This window comes from Variovorax rhizosphaerae (assembly GCF_037889975.1).
GTDB lineage: Bacteria > Pseudomonadota > Gammaproteobacteria > Burkholderiales > Burkholderiaceae_C > Variovorax > Variovorax rhizosphaerae.
Genome location: NZ_JBBKZT010000001.1, coordinates 331013 through 347442, shown reverse-complemented (window position 1 = coordinate 347442; position 16430 = coordinate 331013). Strand labels below are relative to the sequence as shown.

At 65.9% G+C, this 16430-nt stretch carries 14 protein-coding genes; 6 read left to right on the top strand and 8 right to left on the bottom strand.

Features of this window, described 5'->3' with window-relative positions:
• The first annotated feature begins 1 nt into the window (after position 1).
• Positions 2-868, top strand: coding sequence for an alpha/beta hydrolase (locus WKW82_RS01515; protein ID WP_340340918.1), 867 nt, complete (start codon positions 2-4; stop codon positions 866-868).
• Positions 869-1088: 220 nt separating this feature from the next.
• Here the strand turns inward: WKW82_RS01515 and WKW82_RS01510 are convergent, their stop codons facing one another.
• From WKW82_RS01510 to WKW82_RS01495, 4 genes are all read right to left on the bottom strand, one after another.
• Entirely contained in the window at positions 1089-2264 is a 1176-nt protein-coding gene (locus tag WKW82_RS01510; RefSeq protein WP_340340479.1) for an MFS transporter, read from the bottom strand.
• Between the two features lie 106 nt (positions 2265-2370).
• The gene (locus WKW82_RS01505; RefSeq protein WP_422823389.1) at positions 2371-2829 is read right to left on the bottom strand and encodes a YidB family protein; all 459 of its coding nucleotides are present in this window, start codon (positions 2827-2829) and stop codon (positions 2371-2373) included.
• Positions 2830-3078: 249 nt separating this feature from the next.
• Positions 3079-3801, bottom strand: a complete 723-nt coding sequence (locus WKW82_RS01500) for a 16S rRNA (uracil(1498)-N(3))-methyltransferase (RefSeq protein ID WP_340340477.1) — start codon at positions 3799-3801, stop codon at positions 3079-3081.
• Positions 3802-3812: 11 nt separating this feature from the next.
• Positions 3813-4967, bottom strand: coding sequence for an aminoglycoside phosphotransferase family protein (locus WKW82_RS01495; RefSeq protein WP_340340476.1), 1155 nt, complete (start codon positions 4965-4967; stop codon positions 3813-3815).
• 135 nt (positions 4968-5102) lie between these two features.
• Here WKW82_RS01495 and WKW82_RS01490 point away from each other — a divergent pair, with 135 nt between their 5' ends.
• The 3 genes from WKW82_RS01490 to rsmA are packed head-to-tail and all read left to right on the top strand — an operon-like array spanning position 5103 to position 9810.
• Entirely contained in the window at positions 5103-7592 is a 2490-nt protein-coding gene (locus WKW82_RS01490; RefSeq protein ID WP_340340475.1) for an LPS-assembly protein LptD, read from the top strand.
• A gap of 11 nt (positions 7593-7603) precedes the next feature.
• Positions 7604-9049 carry a peptidylprolyl isomerase gene (locus WKW82_RS01485; RefSeq protein WP_340340474.1) on the top strand — a complete coding sequence of 482 codons (1446 nt, stop codon included), beginning with the start codon at positions 7604-7606 and terminating at the stop codon, positions 9047-9049.
• Positions 9046-9810, top strand: coding sequence for a 16S rRNA (adenine(1518)-N(6)/adenine(1519)-N(6))-dimethyltransferase RsmA (gene rsmA, locus WKW82_RS01480; protein ID WP_340340473.1), 765 nt, complete (start codon positions 9046-9048; stop codon positions 9808-9810). The genes WKW82_RS01485 and rsmA overlap by 4 nt, the downstream gene beginning before the upstream one ends.
• Positions 9811-9953: 143 nt before the next feature.
• Here rsmA and WKW82_RS01475 read toward each other — a convergent pair whose 3' ends face one another.
• The 4 genes from WKW82_RS01475 to WKW82_RS01460 form a co-directional block, all read right to left on the bottom strand.
• Positions 9954-10088, bottom strand: coding sequence for a hypothetical protein (locus WKW82_RS01475; protein ID WP_340340472.1), 135 nt, complete (start codon positions 10086-10088; stop codon positions 9954-9956).
• Positions 10089-10147: 59 nt separating this feature from the next.
• On the bottom strand, positions 10148-10582 hold the full coding sequence (locus tag WKW82_RS01470) for a barstar family protein (protein WP_340340917.1): 435 nt from the start codon (positions 10580-10582) through the stop codon (positions 10148-10150).
• A 47-nt stretch (positions 10583-10629) separates the two neighbouring features.
• The gene (locus WKW82_RS01465) at positions 10630-11043 is read right to left on the bottom strand and encodes a guanyl-specific ribonuclease (RefSeq protein WP_340340471.1); all 414 of its coding nucleotides are present in this window, start codon (positions 11041-11043) and stop codon (positions 10630-10632) included.
• A 182-nt stretch (positions 11044-11225) separates the two neighbouring features.
• Positions 11226-13571 (bottom strand): NADP-dependent malic enzyme, encoded by a 2346-nt coding sequence (locus WKW82_RS01460; protein ID WP_340340470.1) that lies wholly within the window; start codon positions 13569-13571, stop codon positions 11226-11228.
• 197 nt (positions 13572-13768) lie between these two features.
• On the opposite strand from WKW82_RS01460, the gene WKW82_RS01455 reads away from it, so the two are divergent.
• Both WKW82_RS01455 and WKW82_RS01450 read left to right on the top strand, forming a co-directional pair.
• Positions 13769-14821, top strand: a complete 1053-nt coding sequence (locus tag WKW82_RS01455; RefSeq protein ID WP_340340469.1) for an SPFH domain-containing protein — start codon at positions 13769-13771, stop codon at positions 14819-14821.
• A 122-nt stretch (positions 14822-14943) separates the two neighbouring features.
• Positions 14944-16419, top strand: a complete 1476-nt coding sequence (locus WKW82_RS01450; RefSeq protein WP_340340468.1) for a DUF4178 domain-containing protein — start codon at positions 14944-14946, stop codon at positions 16417-16419.
• Positions 16420-16430: the final 11 nt, after the last annotated feature.

Below are 16430 nucleotides of genomic sequence, written 5' to 3'. Positions count from 1 at the left end.
GATGCTCGCCCCTGCGGAAGTCGAGGCCATCGCCGCCCAGACGGACGGCCTCACCTTGCGGCGGCCCGATGGCGAGACGCTCGCCCTGCGCGAGTGGACCGTCGAAGGCGCCTCGCCGCGTGCGGTCGTGCAGATCACGCATGGCCTGGGCGAGCACATGGACCGCTACGACCATGTGGCGCAACGCCTCAACAGCTGGGGCTTCGACGTGCGCGCACACGACCACTACGGGCACGGCCGGTCGAGCGGCCCGCGTGGGGGATTGCCGAGCACGATGCGCCTGCTCGACGACCTGGCCGCCGTGGTCGACGAGACGCGCCGCGTCTGCCCGGACACGCCGCTGATCCTGATGGGCCACAGCATGGGCGGCCTGGTCGCGGCCAGCTTCATCGCGCGCGAGGTGCGGCCGGTCGAGGCGCTGGTCATGTCCTCGCCGGCATTCGACCCGGGCCTGGATGCCATGCAGAAGATGCTGCTGGCCGTGCTGCCCAAGATCGCGCCGAACCTGCGCGTGGGCAACGGCATCAACGTCGAGCACATCTCGCATGACCCGGCCGTCGTGCAGGCCTATCGCGATGACCCGCTGAACCACGATCGCGTCTGCGGTCGCCTGGCCAGCTTCCTGGCGGAGGAAGGCGCGGTGGTGCAATCCGTGGCGCGGCACTGGAAGGTGCCGACCCTGCTGCTCTATGCCGGCTCCGACAAGATCGTGCGACCCGGTGGAAGCAAGGCCTTCGCGCGGGCTTCACCGCAAGACGGCATCGTGGCCGCGACCTGCTTCGACGGGCTGTTCCACGAGATCTTCAACGAGATGAATGCGAAGGCGGTGTTCGCGACGCTGCGCAACTGGCTCGACAAGCACTGCTGATGAAGGCCTGAATTTTCCTGCTGCGGCCACCGATCCCGGGCCTGAGGTGCTGGCTCCGGCATGACAAGCGCTTGGCAAAGTTGTCAGCCTCTGCCGCAACTTCGTTGTCACCGCACGGGAGTGCGGTTCCGCTCCGCGAACCGGCCTCCGGGCTGGCGCCTCGCTACGGAATCTTCACACCTTCTCGCGCGTGGGGCCAAGCTTGCGGAGAGCCGCCGGATCACGCCGCGAGCCGTGCCGCGCGTCGCTGCGTGAACGCCAGCCACAACAGCGCCGCCCCTGTCAGCGCCACGGGCAGCAACGAGCCGTAGTTCAGCAGCGTCCAGCCTTGCGTCGTCACCAGCACGCCGGATGCAAACGAGGTCACGCCGAGCGTCGCGAACATGCAGAAGTTCAGTGCGCCCTGGGCGCGGTCCTTTTCCTCGGGGGTGTAGGTGGTCAGCGACAAGGTCGTCGCGCCGGTGAACAGGAAATTCCAGCCCACGCCCAGCATCGTCAGCGCGAACAGGAACTGGTGCAGGTCCACGCCCGAGAGCGCCACCGCGATGCAGCCGAGGTTCAGCAGCAGCCCCACGCCCATCACCGACAACGCGCCGAAGCGGCGGATCAGGTGGCCCGTGAAGAAGCCCGGCGCGAACATGCCGATGACATGCCATTCGAGCACCAGCGCGATGTCGGGGAACGGCAGGCTGCAGACCTGCATCGCGATCGGCGTGGCGGCCATCAGCAGGTTCATCACGCCATAGCCCAGCGACCCGGCCACTGCCGCGACCAGGAATGCGGGCTGCCGCATGATCTGGCCGAGCGGCCGGCCGCCCGCGGCCTGTTGGCGGCTGAGCGGCGGCGGAAACTCGATGAAGCGCAGCACGGCCATCGACAGCAGCGCCACCACCGCCAGCGCGAGGTACGCGCCGACGAATGGCGCATCGAACAGCCCGCGCGTCACGGCAGCCAGGTTCGGCCCGATCACCGCGCCGATGAGTCCGCCGGCCATCACCAGTGAGACGGCTTTCTCGCGCCAGGCCGGTGCTGCGATCTCGGCCGCAGCAAAGCGGTACAGGCCGGCGTTGGCGTTGTAATAGCCCGCCACCAGCGTGGCGAAAGTCAACAGCCAGAAGTACTTGCCATGGGCCGCATAGGCGCACAAAAGGGCCGAGCAGACAGCCACCGCCAGTCCGAGCTGGAACGACCCGCGCCGGCCGAAGCGACGCTGCGAGCGGGCCACCAGCCCGGTGCTGAGCGCGCCGCCGACCACATAGCCCATGACCGGCAAGGTCGCCATCCACCCTCGCGGCGCAAGGCTCAGGCCGACCAGTCCGTTGATGGCGATGAAGGTGACATTGTTGGTGAGAAACAGCCCTTGGCAGATCGCCAGCAGCCAGAGGTTCTTGTTCATGAAGGCATTGTGCGGGGCATGCGTAGCGCAGCCGGGCGACCTTGCACCTCCCGGGCAAAGAAAAAGGCGCCGGGTGAGGCGCCTTTGGCAGTGGGCAGCGTTGCGCCTAGCCTTTTTGCAGCAAGCCGCTCAGTGAAGAAAGCAGGTCGTCTTGATTGCCCAGGCCCTGTTCCGGCACCTTGCCGTGCGGTGTGAGCTGGTCGATCAGCGAGGGAAGCATGGTGGCGAGCATGGGCAGCAGCGTCGTGGTGTCCACACCCAGCTTGCTCGCGATGCCGGAAATCGCGTCCCCGCCGAGCACCTCGCCCAGTTGGTTGCCGGAGATCGGCGCGTTGTCGCCCTTGCCGATCCACGAGCCGATCACATCGCCCATGCCAGCCTGCTCGAACTTCGAAACCAGCCCGCCCAAGCCGCCCACCGCCCCGTTGTTGGCCAACAGGCCACCGAGCGCGCCGGCGATCCCACCCAGTTCGCCACCGAAGCCGACGAGGCCTCCGTGTTGTTGAGGCTGCGTCTGTCCGACCGCGCCCAGCACCTGACCCAATACCGAATCCAGCAATCCCATGGTGTTCCCCCGTTTTGCGCGTCCAACCGCGCGTGATGTGTGACAGCCCACATTGCTGAATCGCATGGCCCCCTATCGACCGGGGCCACGGCATTCAAGGGATCAGTGTGAAACGCTGCCTCGAAACCGCCGTGCGATCTCGCTCGCGCGAGAAGGTGGGCGACCGGAGGAATTCTGCGCGCCCGGACCACGGCTGTCACGCCTGCCCATTCGCGCAGCGCGGGAAAGCCCGGCCCGGCCGCCCGATCCTCAGCCTGAGAGGGAAACCAAGGCCGCAATCGCCGCGGTTTCGGCGCGCAGCACCCGCGGGCCCAGCGTGAGCGGCACGAAGCCGCGGCGCAACGCCTCCTGCTCCTCCGATGGGCTCAGCCCACCCTCCGGGCCGCTCAGCAGCGTGAAGCTGGCGGGCGACTCCGACACCAGCCCGGCCGGGGTGCGTGCGCCCGCGGCAAAGCTCAGGATGCCACGCTGTTCGCCTGCGCAAGGCGCGGGCAAGGCGCCGAGCCAATCGTTCAAGGAGCGTACCGGCAAGACCTGCGGCACCCGGTTGCGACCGCACTGCTCGCAGGCCGCAACCGCCACGGCCTGCCAGTGCGCAACCTTCTTGTCCGCGCGTTCACCGGCGAGGCGCAGCACGCCATGCGCCGTCATCAACGGCTGGATGCTCGCCACGCCGAGTTCGGTCGCTTTCTCGACCAGCCAGTCCATGCGCTCGTTGGCCGGCATGCCCACTGCGAGATGCACCGGGCGCAGCGCCTCTCGCTCGACAGCGTCGCGCGCGCCGACATTCACCGCAACGTCGCTGCGACCCATGCGCTCGACGGTGGCCGCGAATTCGCCGCCGCTGCCGTCGAACAGCGTGATCTCGTCGCCCGGCTGCAATCGCAGCACCTGCACATGCCGCGCCGCACCGGGCGGCAGCGCCAGCGTGTCGCCGCTCGACAGCGGGATGGAGCAATGGAATCGCGGCATCGTGGCGCCGGTCAGACGCGCGGAATCGCGAAGCCGATGGTGTCGGTCGTGCCTTCGACCTCGTCGATCACGCGCAGCAGCGGCGTGAGCTGGGTGTAGCGGGCACAGGTGGTGCGGATGTAGCGGATGAATCGCGGCGTGTCGGCGAGGTAGCGCGGCTTGCCGTCGCGCAGCGTCAGCCGCGCGAAGATCCCGGCCACCTTCAGGTGGCGCTGCAGGCCCATCCACTCGACCGCACGGTAGAAGCTGCCGAAGTCGTCGTCGACCGGCAATTTCGCCTTGCGCGCGGCCTCCCAGTAGCGCACCGTCACATCGAGCACGAACTCCTCGTCCCAGCTCAGGAACGCATCGCGCATCAGGCAGGCGATGTCGTAGGTGATGGGGCCGTAGACCGCGTCCTGGAAGTCCAGCACGCCAAGTTGGTGGGCGGGTCGCCCCAGGGCGGCAGACGCCCCCTCGGGAGGCAGCGAGGACACGGCCGTGCCAGGCGCAGGGGCGCCAACCATCAGATTCCGCGGCATGAAGTCGCGGTGCACGTAGACATTGGCCGATGCGAGATTGGTCTCGACGATGATCTTGAAGGCGCGTTCGAGCCGCTCCTTCAGCATCCCTTCGACCGCCACGCCGCGGTGCGCGCCCAGGTACCACTGCGGGAACAGCGACAGCTCACGCTCCAGCAATGCCTTGTCGTACGGCGGCAGCACGCCAGGCTTGGACGACCGTTGCCAGCGGATCAGCGCGTCGATCGCTTCCAGGTAATGCGGCAGGTTGGCCTCGGGCCGCTCGGCGTCGATCACGTCCAGCATGGTCTGCCGGCCGAGGTCGTCGAGAAGCAGGAAGCCGTCGGCCTGGTTCCAGTCGAGAACGCGCGGCGCCTTCACGCCGGCCTCGGCCATCAGCCCGGCCACCTGCACGAAGGGCGCGCTGTTTTCCAGCGCGGGCGGTGCGTCCATCACGATGCGGGTGCCTATCGCGGCATCGAGGCTGTCGACGCGGAAGTAGCGGCGGAAGCTGGCGTCGGCCGAGGCCAGCCGCACGGTCTCGGGGCGCAGTCCCTGGGCCGGTGCGATGGCCGCGAGCCATTGTTGGAATGCGGATGCGCGGGCGGGGTCGCTCCACGCGATGGCCCGGTCGGCGCCGGTGGGCGTTGGCGAAGGTACTGTCATGGATAATCAATTCTACAAATCCGCCTGGCGCGGACGGCCGCCGGCAGCCTTTGGACTCGGCTTCGGCCTGAGCTCTTGCCAACTGCGCCAATCACCACCGGCCACCCTGCCTGAAATTGCCCGACGCCCTTGCCTGTGCCGACGCCTGACCTGACCCGTGCCCCCCGGCGCCGGTGCCGACCCCCGCTCCCGCTGGCGGTGCTTTCGCTCGCGCTGCTGCATGCGCACGGCGCTTCCGCGCAAACGTTTGACTTGGCGGGGCCACTCATCCTCAAGCGCACGCCGCAACTGCAGGAGACGGTGCCACCGGCCCTGCGCGGCGATCAATCGAGCTTCGTCAGCGGGGAGCGCATCTCGGGGCAGCCCGACCTGCAAACCGAGGTCACCGGCGACGCCCAGTTGCGCCGCGGCGACATGGTGATCAACGCCGAGAAGCTCTCGTACGAACATCCCGCCGACCTGGCCAAGGCCACCGGACACGTGAGGGTGAACCAGGCCGGCAACGAGTACTCGGGGCCGGACCTCGAACTCAAGGTCGAGAGCTTCGAGGGATTCTTCAACAACGTGCGCTACCGCTTCCTGGCCACTGGAGGCCATGGGGACGCGCAGCGCATCGATTTCGTCGACCAGTCCCGCTCGGTCGCGCGGGAAGCCACCTACACCACCTGCCGGCGCGAAGACTATCCGGGTTGGGTGCCGGCATGGATGCTGAGCGCGACCACCCTGCATACCGATACCGAGGAAAACGTCGGCGTTGCGGAAAACGCGCAGCTGTCCTTCATGGGCATCATCAGCACGCCGCCGTTCCCGAGCCTGAGCTTCCCGCTCAACAGCAACCGCAAGACCGGCCTGTTGCCGCCGACGCTCGGCATCGACAACGTCAATGGCTTCGAGATTGTCCAGCCCTGGTACTGGAACCTCGCACCCAACCGGGACATCACCCTCACGCCCACTTTCATGAGCAAGCGCGGCCTCAACCTGAGCACCGATTTCCGCTACCTCGAACAGGGCTACAACGGCGAGGCGCGCGTCGACTACATGCCGGACGACACCTTGCGCGATCGCGAGCGCTGGGGCATCTGGACCTCGCATGCACAAATCTTCGATCCGAAGCCCCTCGGGCTCGACAGTTTGAGAGGCACGCTCAACATCAATCGCGTCAGCGACGACGACTACTGGCGCGACTTTGCACGCACTCCCTCGCTGACAACGCGCCTGCTGGCCAACGACGGCACGCTCAACTGGGCCAAGGGCGACTGGACCGGCCAGGCGCGCGCGCTGTACTACCAGACGCTGCAGGACACCACGACGACTTCGAAGCTCGTTCCGCCGTACAACCGGATGCCGCAAGTCACGGCCGACTACAACAAGTACGACTGGAACGGCTTCGACATCACGCTCAACAACGACTTCACGCGTTTCGACAGCAATCCTTTGCTGCAGTACCAGAAGTACCAGTACGTCGCGGCTCCGAACCAGCCGTCGGTGCTGTTGACCCAGCCGAATGCCGAACGGGTGTATTCGCAGGCCAGCATCAGCCGTCCGTTCCTGACGCCCGGCACCTTCGTCGTTCCGAAGCTCCTGCTCAATGCGCGAGCGTATTCCTTCGATGACCCGCTCTCGGTGCGGTCCGACGCGCAGGCCTATCAAAAGATGAACGGCGTGTCGTCCGCCAACGTGACGGTGCCGACCTTCAGCCTTGACGGGGGACTGGTCTTCGAGCGCGACACCAACTTCTTCGGCCGCGCCCTGGTCCAGACGCTGGAGCCACGCGCGTTCTACGTCTACACACCCTATCGCGACCAGAGCGCGATCCCGGTTTACGACACCGCGGCGAACGACTTCAACTTCGCCACCGTCTACACCGAGAACGCCTACTCGGGCAACGACCGCATCGCGGACAACAACCTGCTCACGCTGGGCGTGACCTCGCGACTGATCGATGCCGATACCGGAGAGGAAGCCGCACGCTTCGGCATTGCGCAGCGCTTGCGCTTCAGCGACCAGAGGGTGCAGCTTCCGACGGTCCCGACCGTGGAAAAGGGGGTAGGCGACGTGTTGATGGGCGCGCAGATCAACTGGACGCCGAAGTGGAGCCTGGACACCACCATCCAGTACAACCCGGACACCCACACGTCGACTCGCAACACGCTGGGTTTGCGCTACAGCCCCGGACCCTACCGCTCGATCACCGCGGCGTACCGGTACCAGGCCGACTCGACCCCGGGCGCGGGCGACGGCAACAAGTCGTTCGACATCGGCTGGCAATGGCCGCTCAACGACCTGTGGGGAACGAAGGACGAAAATGTAGGGCTGGGGCGCGGCTTGGGCGGGGGGCGCTGGTATGCGGTTGGCAGGCTCAACTACAGCCTGGTCGATCGCAAGATGACCGACGGCATCGTGGGCCTCGAATACGACGGCTGTTGCTACATCGGCCGTATCGTGCTGGAAAGGCTTACGACGGGTCAGGTCACCGCAAACACGCGCATCATGTTCCAGATTGAATTCGTGGGCTTCACCAGCGTTGGCACCAGCCCCCTGCGAACCCTGCAAACCAACATTCCGCGCTACACACCGCTGCGCCAGCCGGTTCCCGGACCGAGCCGCTACACAAACTACGATTGAGCATCTCCGTCATGAAACACTTTCGCTTTACCCGCACGCTGGCCGTTGCAGCGGTACTTGGCATGGCGACCGGCGCGCAGGCCCAAGGCTCCCGATCCCCCACCACTGGCGCCGCCTCGCAAGGGGCGCCTGCCCGTGGCATCACGGACATCATGAAGGCGCCGCAGGGCTTCGCCGTGCCGCCAGCGCAGGCGCCGCGTGCGGCCGCGCGCCCGCCGGTGCAGCGCTCCGCCGAATACATCGTGGCGCTGGTCAATTCGGAGCCCATCACCAACTCCGACGTGCAGACGCGCGTGCAGCGCATCATCGAGCAGAACCCCGACGAAGCCGGCAAGATGCCGCGGGCGCAGTTGAACTCGCTGGTGCTGGAGCGCCTGATCAGCGAGCGCGCCCAGTTGCAGCTGGCCAAGGAACAGGGCATCAAGGTCGACGAAGTCTCGGTCGACCAGGCCGAACAGACGGTGGCACGCCAGAACCAGATCACCGTCGAGGAGTTGCGCCGACGCGTGGCGGCCGATGGCCTCTCGCAGGCGGAATTCAGGCGCGACCTGCGCAATCAGTTGCTGTTGACGCGCCTGCGTGAACGCGAGGTCGACCCCAAGGTCAAGGTCAGCGATCTCGAGGTCGATCAGTTCCTGCGTGATCAGCGCACTTCGCCGAATGGCGCGTTGCCTTCCGACATCAACCTGGCGCAGATCCTCGTGGCCGTGCCCGAGGGCGCGACCGACGCGCAGGCTGCCACGTTTGAGCAGAAGGCCCAGGATATCGCCAGGCGCGTGCGAGCCGGAGAAGACTTTGCGAAGCTGGCGCGCGAACTCTCCGACGCGCCCGACAAGGTCGCGGGCGGCGCGATCGGCTTGCGCAGCGCGGACCGGTACCCGCAGTTGTTCCGGGATGCGGTCGAGGGCACGGCGGTCAATGGCATTGCCGGTCCGGTGCGCTCGCCGGCCGGATTCCATGTGCTCAAGGTGCTCGCCAGGTCGCAGCCGGGCGCTGCCGACGCGAACGTCACGCAAACCCAAGTCCGGCATATCCTTCTGCGCACCGACGCCAAGATGAGCACCGAGCAGGCGATTGCCAAGCTCGCCGATTTCAAGCGCCGCATCAAGGGCGGCACGGCCACCTTCGAAGGGCTTGCGCGCGACAACTCTCAGGATGGCAGCGCCAAGGACGGTGGCGAATTGGGATGGTCGCGTTCCGGCCAGTTTGTGCCAGAGTTCGAAGAAGCCATGAACCGCCTTTCGCCCGGCGAGGTGAGCGATCCGGTGGTCTCGCGCTTCGGCGTGCACCTGATCCAGGTGGAAGGCCGGCGCGACACCAAGCTGAACGCGGCCGAGCAGCGCGAGGCGGCACGCACTGCATTGCGCGACAAGAAGCTCGACGATGCCTTCGACACGTGGGCCCAGGAGGTGCGCGCACGCGCGTACGTCGAGTTCCGCGAGCCGCCGCAGTCTTGAAGCACATCGCACGCAAGCGCTTCGGCCAGCACTTCCTGACCGACGGCGGCATCATCGACGCGATTGTTCAGGCGATCGCGCCGCAGCCAGGTGACGCCATGGTGGAGATCGGGCCGGGACTTGCCGCGCTGACACAACCGCTGGTCGAGCGCCTGGGCCGTCTCACCGTCGTCGAACTCGACCGCGACCTGGCCGCACGCCTGCGCAACCATGCGCAACTCGAGGTGATCGAGTCCGATGTGCTGAAAGTCGACTTCGCCGCATTGGCCGCGCAAAAGGCGCCAGTCGCTTTGCGCGTGGTAGGCAACCTGCCCTACAACATCTCGACGCCGATCCTGTTCCACCTGCTCGGCTTCGCGCATCTCATCGCCGACCAGCACTTCATGCTGCAGAAAGAAGTGATCGACCGGATGGTGGCGCGACCGGCCACCTCCGACTACAGCCGCCTGAGTGTGATGCTGCAGTGGCGCTATGCGATGGAGAACGTGCTGTTCGTGCCGCCCGAGAGCTTCGATCCGCCGCCGCGCGTCGACAGCGCCGTCGTGCGCATGGTGCCGCTGGCCGAGCCGCCCGTTGTCGATGCCGGTCGTTTGGGCGAAATCGTGCAGGTGGCTTTCAGCCAGCGGCGCAAGATCCTGCGCCACACGCTGGGCAAGTGGCTGGATGCGCATGGCTTCGGCGGTGCGTTCGACAGCCAGCGCCGTGCGGAGGAAGTGCCGGTGGCGGAGTACGTCGCGCTGGCGCAAGCCGTCCCGCCATGAAAAAAGCCCGTGCGTGGACGGGCTTGAATTGCTGGCGCAGCGCCATCGGCCGGGATGGCCGGTCAGTGGGCACTGCGACGGATGATGGATGGAAAGCGCGACTCGACCGATGCGCGGCCCGCGGCGGGCCAACACTCAGGCTCTCAGGCCGCAGCCAACCAATACCTTGCGTTGAAGGGGCTGCTCATGCGCAGCGCCAATGGCGAGACGTCGACCAACTTGTCGGTTGGCATCTTCTCGGCGTTGGGATCGACCTCGATGGCGATCCCGGAGAGCACGGCCGTGCCCTGCGAAGCCTCGTTCGCCCGTTCTGCTTGGCTGGTGTGTGCAGAACGGGCTACAGAAAAGAATAGAAGCACCTGAACGGTATCTTCCGGTCTCCCCAGTAGTCGGAGGCGTCGCGGAAGATGTCGAGCAGTTGCTCGCGCGCTTCCTTGTCGAACTTGGTGTTGGCCGGGATCTGCTCCAGCACCACCACGAAACCAGGCTGTGGGCCCGATTTGTGCAGCGGATCGGTCATGCAGTCGTACAGCGCGTCGAAGTTCTTCCCGACATGTGCCGGGAAGGTGAACTGTTGCGCGATCAGGTCGAGCACGTCCTGCTTGGTCTGGGCGTTGCCCAGGTTGGCGTAAAGGAAGTGCTGACCGGCTGCGTGCGCGGCCTCCTGCAGGTCGTTCACGCGGAATGCGCGAATCGACTGCACGATGTTCGGCCGCACGGCACGAAGGGATAAAGTCATCTCCGCTGGTCTTTCAGTGGTTGTCGTCGTCATTGCATCCTGGCGCGGCAAGGCGCCCCTCCATTCCAATTCGTCACTGCTCATGGCGTGATGCGCCTGAAACTCGTGTAATGGTCGGCCGTATACCAACAGGCAGACGGTGTGGTCTGTTCGCCGCCGCAAACAATGCGCTTGGCACCGCGATCTCGCGAACCAGGGGTATCGACCGTGTATTCACGGTAATGGCCTCGCCGTTCCCGCGGCAACTGGCGTTCGCGATTGCCGAACACCGTGCCGTCTTTCTCATATTTGAAGGGGCCACCCTTCAGGATGGCCGCGTACGTTTTCTGCCCTTGCACGGGCAATTCGGACAACGCGATCGGTCCCGTTTCCGGCTGCCCGCTCCTGGAACCGAACCATTCACGGGCCTGGACCCCGGTGGAGAGCGCAACCAGCAAAAAGCTAGTGAGCGCAAACTTGGAGACAGGAAACGTGATCGGGGCGTGAGCCGCCATGGGGCACCAGGAGGAAATAAAGAGCGAGGCCGAATCCGGGGCCAACTTGGGGTTAACCCGAAAATTCAGCCCGCTAGTGTGCATCAGACGCGCACGAATAGCAAGCACCCTGCCCAAGAATTGAGCAGTGCCAGGCAGCGCGAGATTAAGCGGTAAGTTAGCGCACGCTGTCTTTGAATGCTTTAGCGTTCGGCGTTTGCGTCAGCGACCGTGAGTGCGGTCATGTTGACGATCCGGCGGACCGTCGCACTCGCCGTGAGAATGTGCACCGGCTTGGCAGCCCCCAGCAGCACCGGCCCGATGGCAATATTGCCGCCAGCGGCTGTTTTCAGCAGGTTGTAGGAGATGTTGGCGGCATCGATGTTGGGGAAAACCAGCAAATTGGCGTCGCCGGCCAAGGCGCTGTGCGGCATCACGGCTGCCCGTTGCTTTCCGTCCAATGCCACGTCGCCGTGCATCTCTCCGTCGACTTCCAGCCAGGGCGCCTGTTCGCGCAGCAAGGCCAGCGTCTTGCGCATCTTGATCGCCGTGGGCTGGTTGCTGGTGCCGAAGTTGGAATGCGACAGCAGCGCCGCCTTCGGCTTCAGCCCGAAGCGCATCATTTCCTCGGCGGCCATGGTGGTGATCTCGGCCAGTTCCTCGGGGGTCGGGTCGTAGTTGACGTGGGTGTCGACCAGGAAGATCTGGCGATCCGGCAGCAGCAGGCCGTTCATGCAGGCATACACCGGCACGTCCTGCGGGGTGCTCTCGCAGCCGCCGACGCGCTTGCCGATGACCTGGTCGATGTAGTGCAGGTGCGTCTGTGTCGTGCCCCAGGTGCCGCAGATGAGGCCGTCGACCTCGCCCTTGTGCAGCAGCATCGAGCCGATCAGCGTCAGGCGGCGGCGCATCTCGATCTTGGCGGTCTGCACCGTCTGGCCCATGCGCTCGGTCATGCGGTGGTAGGTCTGCCAGAAGTCGCGGTAGCGGTGGTCCTGCTCGACGTTGACGACGTCGTAGTCGAGCTCTTCCTTCAGGCGCAGGCCGAATTTCTCGATGCGCTGGGCGATGATGGCCGGGCGGCCGATCAGGGTCGGGCGGGCCAGGGCCTCGTCGACCACGATCTGGACGGCGCGCAGCACGCGTTCTTCCTCGCCCTCGGCGAAGGCCACGCGCTTGCGGGTGGAGCGGCGCGCCATGTCGAAGATCGGCTTCATCGTGGTGCCGGAGGCGTAGACGAAGCTCTGCAGCTTGTCGCGGTACGCGTCCATGTCCTTGATCGGGCGCATCGCCACGCCGCTTTCCTCGGCCGCCTTGGCCACGGCCGGCGCGATCTTCATCATGAGCCGTGGGTCGAAGGGCTTGGGAATCAGGTACTCGGGGCCGAAGCTGAGTTTTTCACCGGCATAGGCGGCGGCCACGCGCTCGCTCTGCTCGGCCTGGGCCAGGTCGGCGATGGCATGCACCGCGGCGATTTCCATCTCGTCGGTGATGGTGGTCGCGCCGCAATCCAGCGCACCGCGGAAGATGTACGGGAAGCACAGGACGTTGTTGACCTGGTTCGGGTAGTCGGTGCGGCCGGTGGCCATGATCACGTCGCCGCGCACGGCATGGGCGTCTTCGGGCGCGATCTCGGGGTTCGGGTTGGCGAGCGCGAAGATGATGGGCTTGGCGGCCATCGTCCTGACCATGTCGGCCTTCAGCACGCCGCCCGCCGAGAGGCCGAGAAACACATCCGCGCCCACCATCACCTCCGACAGCTTGCGCAGGTCGGTCTTCTGCATGTACTGGCGCTTGTCGTCGTCCATCAACTCTTCGCGGCCTTCGTAGACCACGCCGGCCAAGTCGGTGACGAAGACGTTTTCGCGTTTCAGGCCGACCTTGAGCAGCAGGTTCAGGCAGGCCAGCGCGGCGGCGCCGGCGCCGGAAGCCACGAGCTTGACCTTGGCGATGTCCTTGCCGGCGACCTTGAGGCCGTTGACCATGGCCGCCGCGACGGTGATGGCGGTGCCGTGCTGGTCGTCATGAAACACCGGGATCTTCATGCGCTTGCGCAGTTCGCGCTCGACGTAGAAGCAGTCGGGGGCCTTGATGTCCTCGAGGTTGATGGCACCGAAGGTGGGCTCCAGTGCAGCGATGACTTCCACCAGCTTGACCGGGTCCTTCTCGTCAATCTCGATGTCGAACACGTCGACGCCGGCGAACTTCTTGAAGAGGACGCCCTTGCCTTCCATCACCGGCTTGGAAGCCAGCGGGCCGATATCGCCCAGGCCGAGGACGGCGGTGCCGTTGCTGATCACGCCGACCAGGTTGCCCCGCGAGGTGTACTTGAAGGCGTTGGCCGGGTCCTTGACGATTTCCTCGCAGGGCGCGGCCACGCCTGGCGAGTAGGCCAGCGACAGGTCGCGCTGGTTGGTCATCTGCTTGGTCGCCGCGATGGCGATCTTTCCGGGGACCGGGAACTCGTGGTATTCGAGGGCCGCTCTGCGCAACTCGGCGCGCTTGTCTTCAGCGGTGGGGGCAGTCGGGGACGCGGGGGAATCGGACATGGGCACCTGGCTCCTGCAGTCGCTGGGCACACGCAATCAGCCGTCGGCGACATTGATTATTGGGGGCGCGATTGTAGACCTCCGTCTACATCCAGTCCGGCCGTGGGGCGCGGCGTCCGGTCATGAAATCAGGGCATGCCGCGATGCCGATGTGGCAATATCCGCGCCGCAGAACCACCTTGTTGAGGAGCGCGACCATGGCCCTGATGGATTTCATCAAGAAGCAGTTCATCGACATCATCCAGTGGACCGAGTCGGGCGACGGCACGCTGGCCTGGCGCTTTCCGATGGCGGAGATGGAAATCCAGAACGGCGCCTCGCTCACGGTGCGGGAGTCGCAGGTGGCGGTGTTCGTCAACGAAGGCAAGGTGGCCGACGTGTTCGGCCCCGGCATGTACAAGCTGACGACGCAGACGCTGCCGGTGCTGACCTACCTGAAGAACTGGGACAAGCTGTTCGAGTCCCCGTTCAAGAGCGACGTCTATTTCTTCAGCACGCGCCAGCAGGTCGACCAGAAGTGGGGCACGCCGCAGCCGATCACGGTGCGCGACAAGGACTTCGGCGCTGTGCGCATCCGGGCCTTCGGCAACTACTCGTTCCGCATCGGCGATGCCAAGCTGTTCCACACCGAGATCTCCGGGACGCGCGATGTCTACACCGCGGCCGATCTGGACGGGCAATTGCGCGGGCTGGTGCTGCAGAACATCAGCAACGCGATCGCCTCCAGCGGCGTGCCTTTCCTCGACCTTGCGGCCAACCAGATCCAGTTCGCGACGGCGCTGGCCACGCAACTGGTGCCGGAATTCGCGAAGATCGGCATCAAGCTCGAGAACATCACGGTGCAGAACCTCTCGCTGCCCGAGGAGCTGCAGAAGATCCTGGACCAGAAGATCGGCATGGGCATGGTCGGCAACGACATGGGCAAGTTCATGCAGTACCAGACGGCTCAGGCGATCCCGAAGTTCGCGGAGGGTGCGGGCGGCGGCGGGGGCATCGCGGGGGACGCGATGGGGCTGGGCGCTGGCGTGGCGCTGGGGCAGGTGTTGGCGCAGAACCTGGCGCAGGGGTTGAACGCGAACAGCAACGCCGCGGCGGCCAGTGCGGCGGTGGCCCAGCCAGTGGTGGCGGTGGTCAGCGCGGCGGATGTGATGACGACGCTGGAGAAGCTCGGCGAGCTCAAGTCGAAGGGCATCCTGACGCAGGAAGAATTCGACGCCAAGAAGGCGGAACTGCTGAAGAAGCTGGTGTGAACACGGCCCCCACGCAGGCTGCGCTGCGCTTCGCCAACTCCGTTGCAGAGGGCGGTATCGGCAGGTTGGCAAGGGCGGATCGGCGGTATCTGCCGACCTGATGCAGATCACCGTCTTGCGACATGGCTGAATCCGCTCAGCGCGCTTACCGCGCGCCCTGCCCCGGCTGCGGCGCGCCGGTCGAGTTCCGCTCGGCGCAGTCGACGTTCGCGGTGTGCCCGTACTGCCAGAGCACGGTGGTGCGGCAGGGCGAGACGCTGGCACGCATCGGAAAGATGGCGGAGCTGTTCGATGACTTCAGTCCGCTGCAACTGTTCGCGTCTGGCCGCATCCAGGACAAGCCCTTCACGCTGGTCGGCCGGCTGCAGTACAGCTATGCCGGTGGGCGCTGGACCGAGTGGATCGCCGCGCTCGACGGCGATCGCACCGGCACGCTGAGCGAGGACAACGGCGCCTTCGTCTTCTCGCTGCCGCTGGCCTTGCAGCAGGCCGCGCCGCCGGCCACGGCGTTGCGCGTGGGCGCCACCACGGCGTTCAATGGCCAGAGCTATACGGTGGCCTCCAACGAGCAGGTGCAACTGGTGTCGGCCCAGGGCGAACTGCCGAAGTTGCCTGAACTGGGGCGGTCTTTCACGGTCGTGGAGCTGCGCAGCGACAAGGGCATGGTGCTGAGCCTGGACTACGGCTCGGAACCACCCGGCGCTTACCTTGGCCGCGCGGTCCGTCTCGAAGACCTGCAACTCACCGGCCTGCGCGGGGAGTCGGCCAAGGAGGACAAGGGCCGCAGCTTCAATTGTCCGAACTGCGGCGCGACCGTCACGGTCAACTTCGACAGCAGCAAGAGCATCACCTGCCGCAACTGCAGCAGCATCATCGACCTGACGCAGGGCATCGGCGGCGAGTTGCGGCATGCCGAGCAGGACGAGCCGGTGCGTCCGCTGATCGCGCTCGGCACGCTGGGCACCTTGCAGGGCCTGCAGTGGCAGGTGGTCGGTTTCCAGCATCGCATGGGCAACGCGCCCGGCGACGACGAACACTTCGGCTGGGACGAGTACCTGCTGTTCAACAAGAAGCGCGGCTTCAGCTTCCTGGTGGATGCCGAGGACGGCTGGAGCATGGTCTCCCCGACGACTGGCGCACCGTCGATGGCCGAGAGTGGTGCCTCCGCCACCTACCTCGGCAAGCGCTACCTGCAGCAGTACGCGTACAACGCCGAGACCACCTACGTGGCGGGCGAGTTCTACTGGAAGGTCGAGCGTGGCCAGACCACCTTCAACCGCGACTTCGCGAGCGGCAACAGCCTGCTGTCGATGGAGCGCTCGACCAACGAGCTGACCTGGTCGTCCGGCGACAAGCTCGACAGCGCGACGGTGGCGACCGCCTTCAAGCTCGACGCGAAGAAGGAGATGTTCAAGCGCGCGGACGCCTCGCCGGTGAGCGCCGCGTCGAGCCTGGGCTGCGGGACCATCATCCTGATCGTGGTGATCATCATCATCGTGTTGATCATCCTGAGCACCTGCAGCAGTTCGTCGGGGAGCGGCTACCGCGGCTCGGGTGGTTCGTTCGGAGGGTATTCGAGTGGCGGTGGGCACAAGTGAAACGAATGACT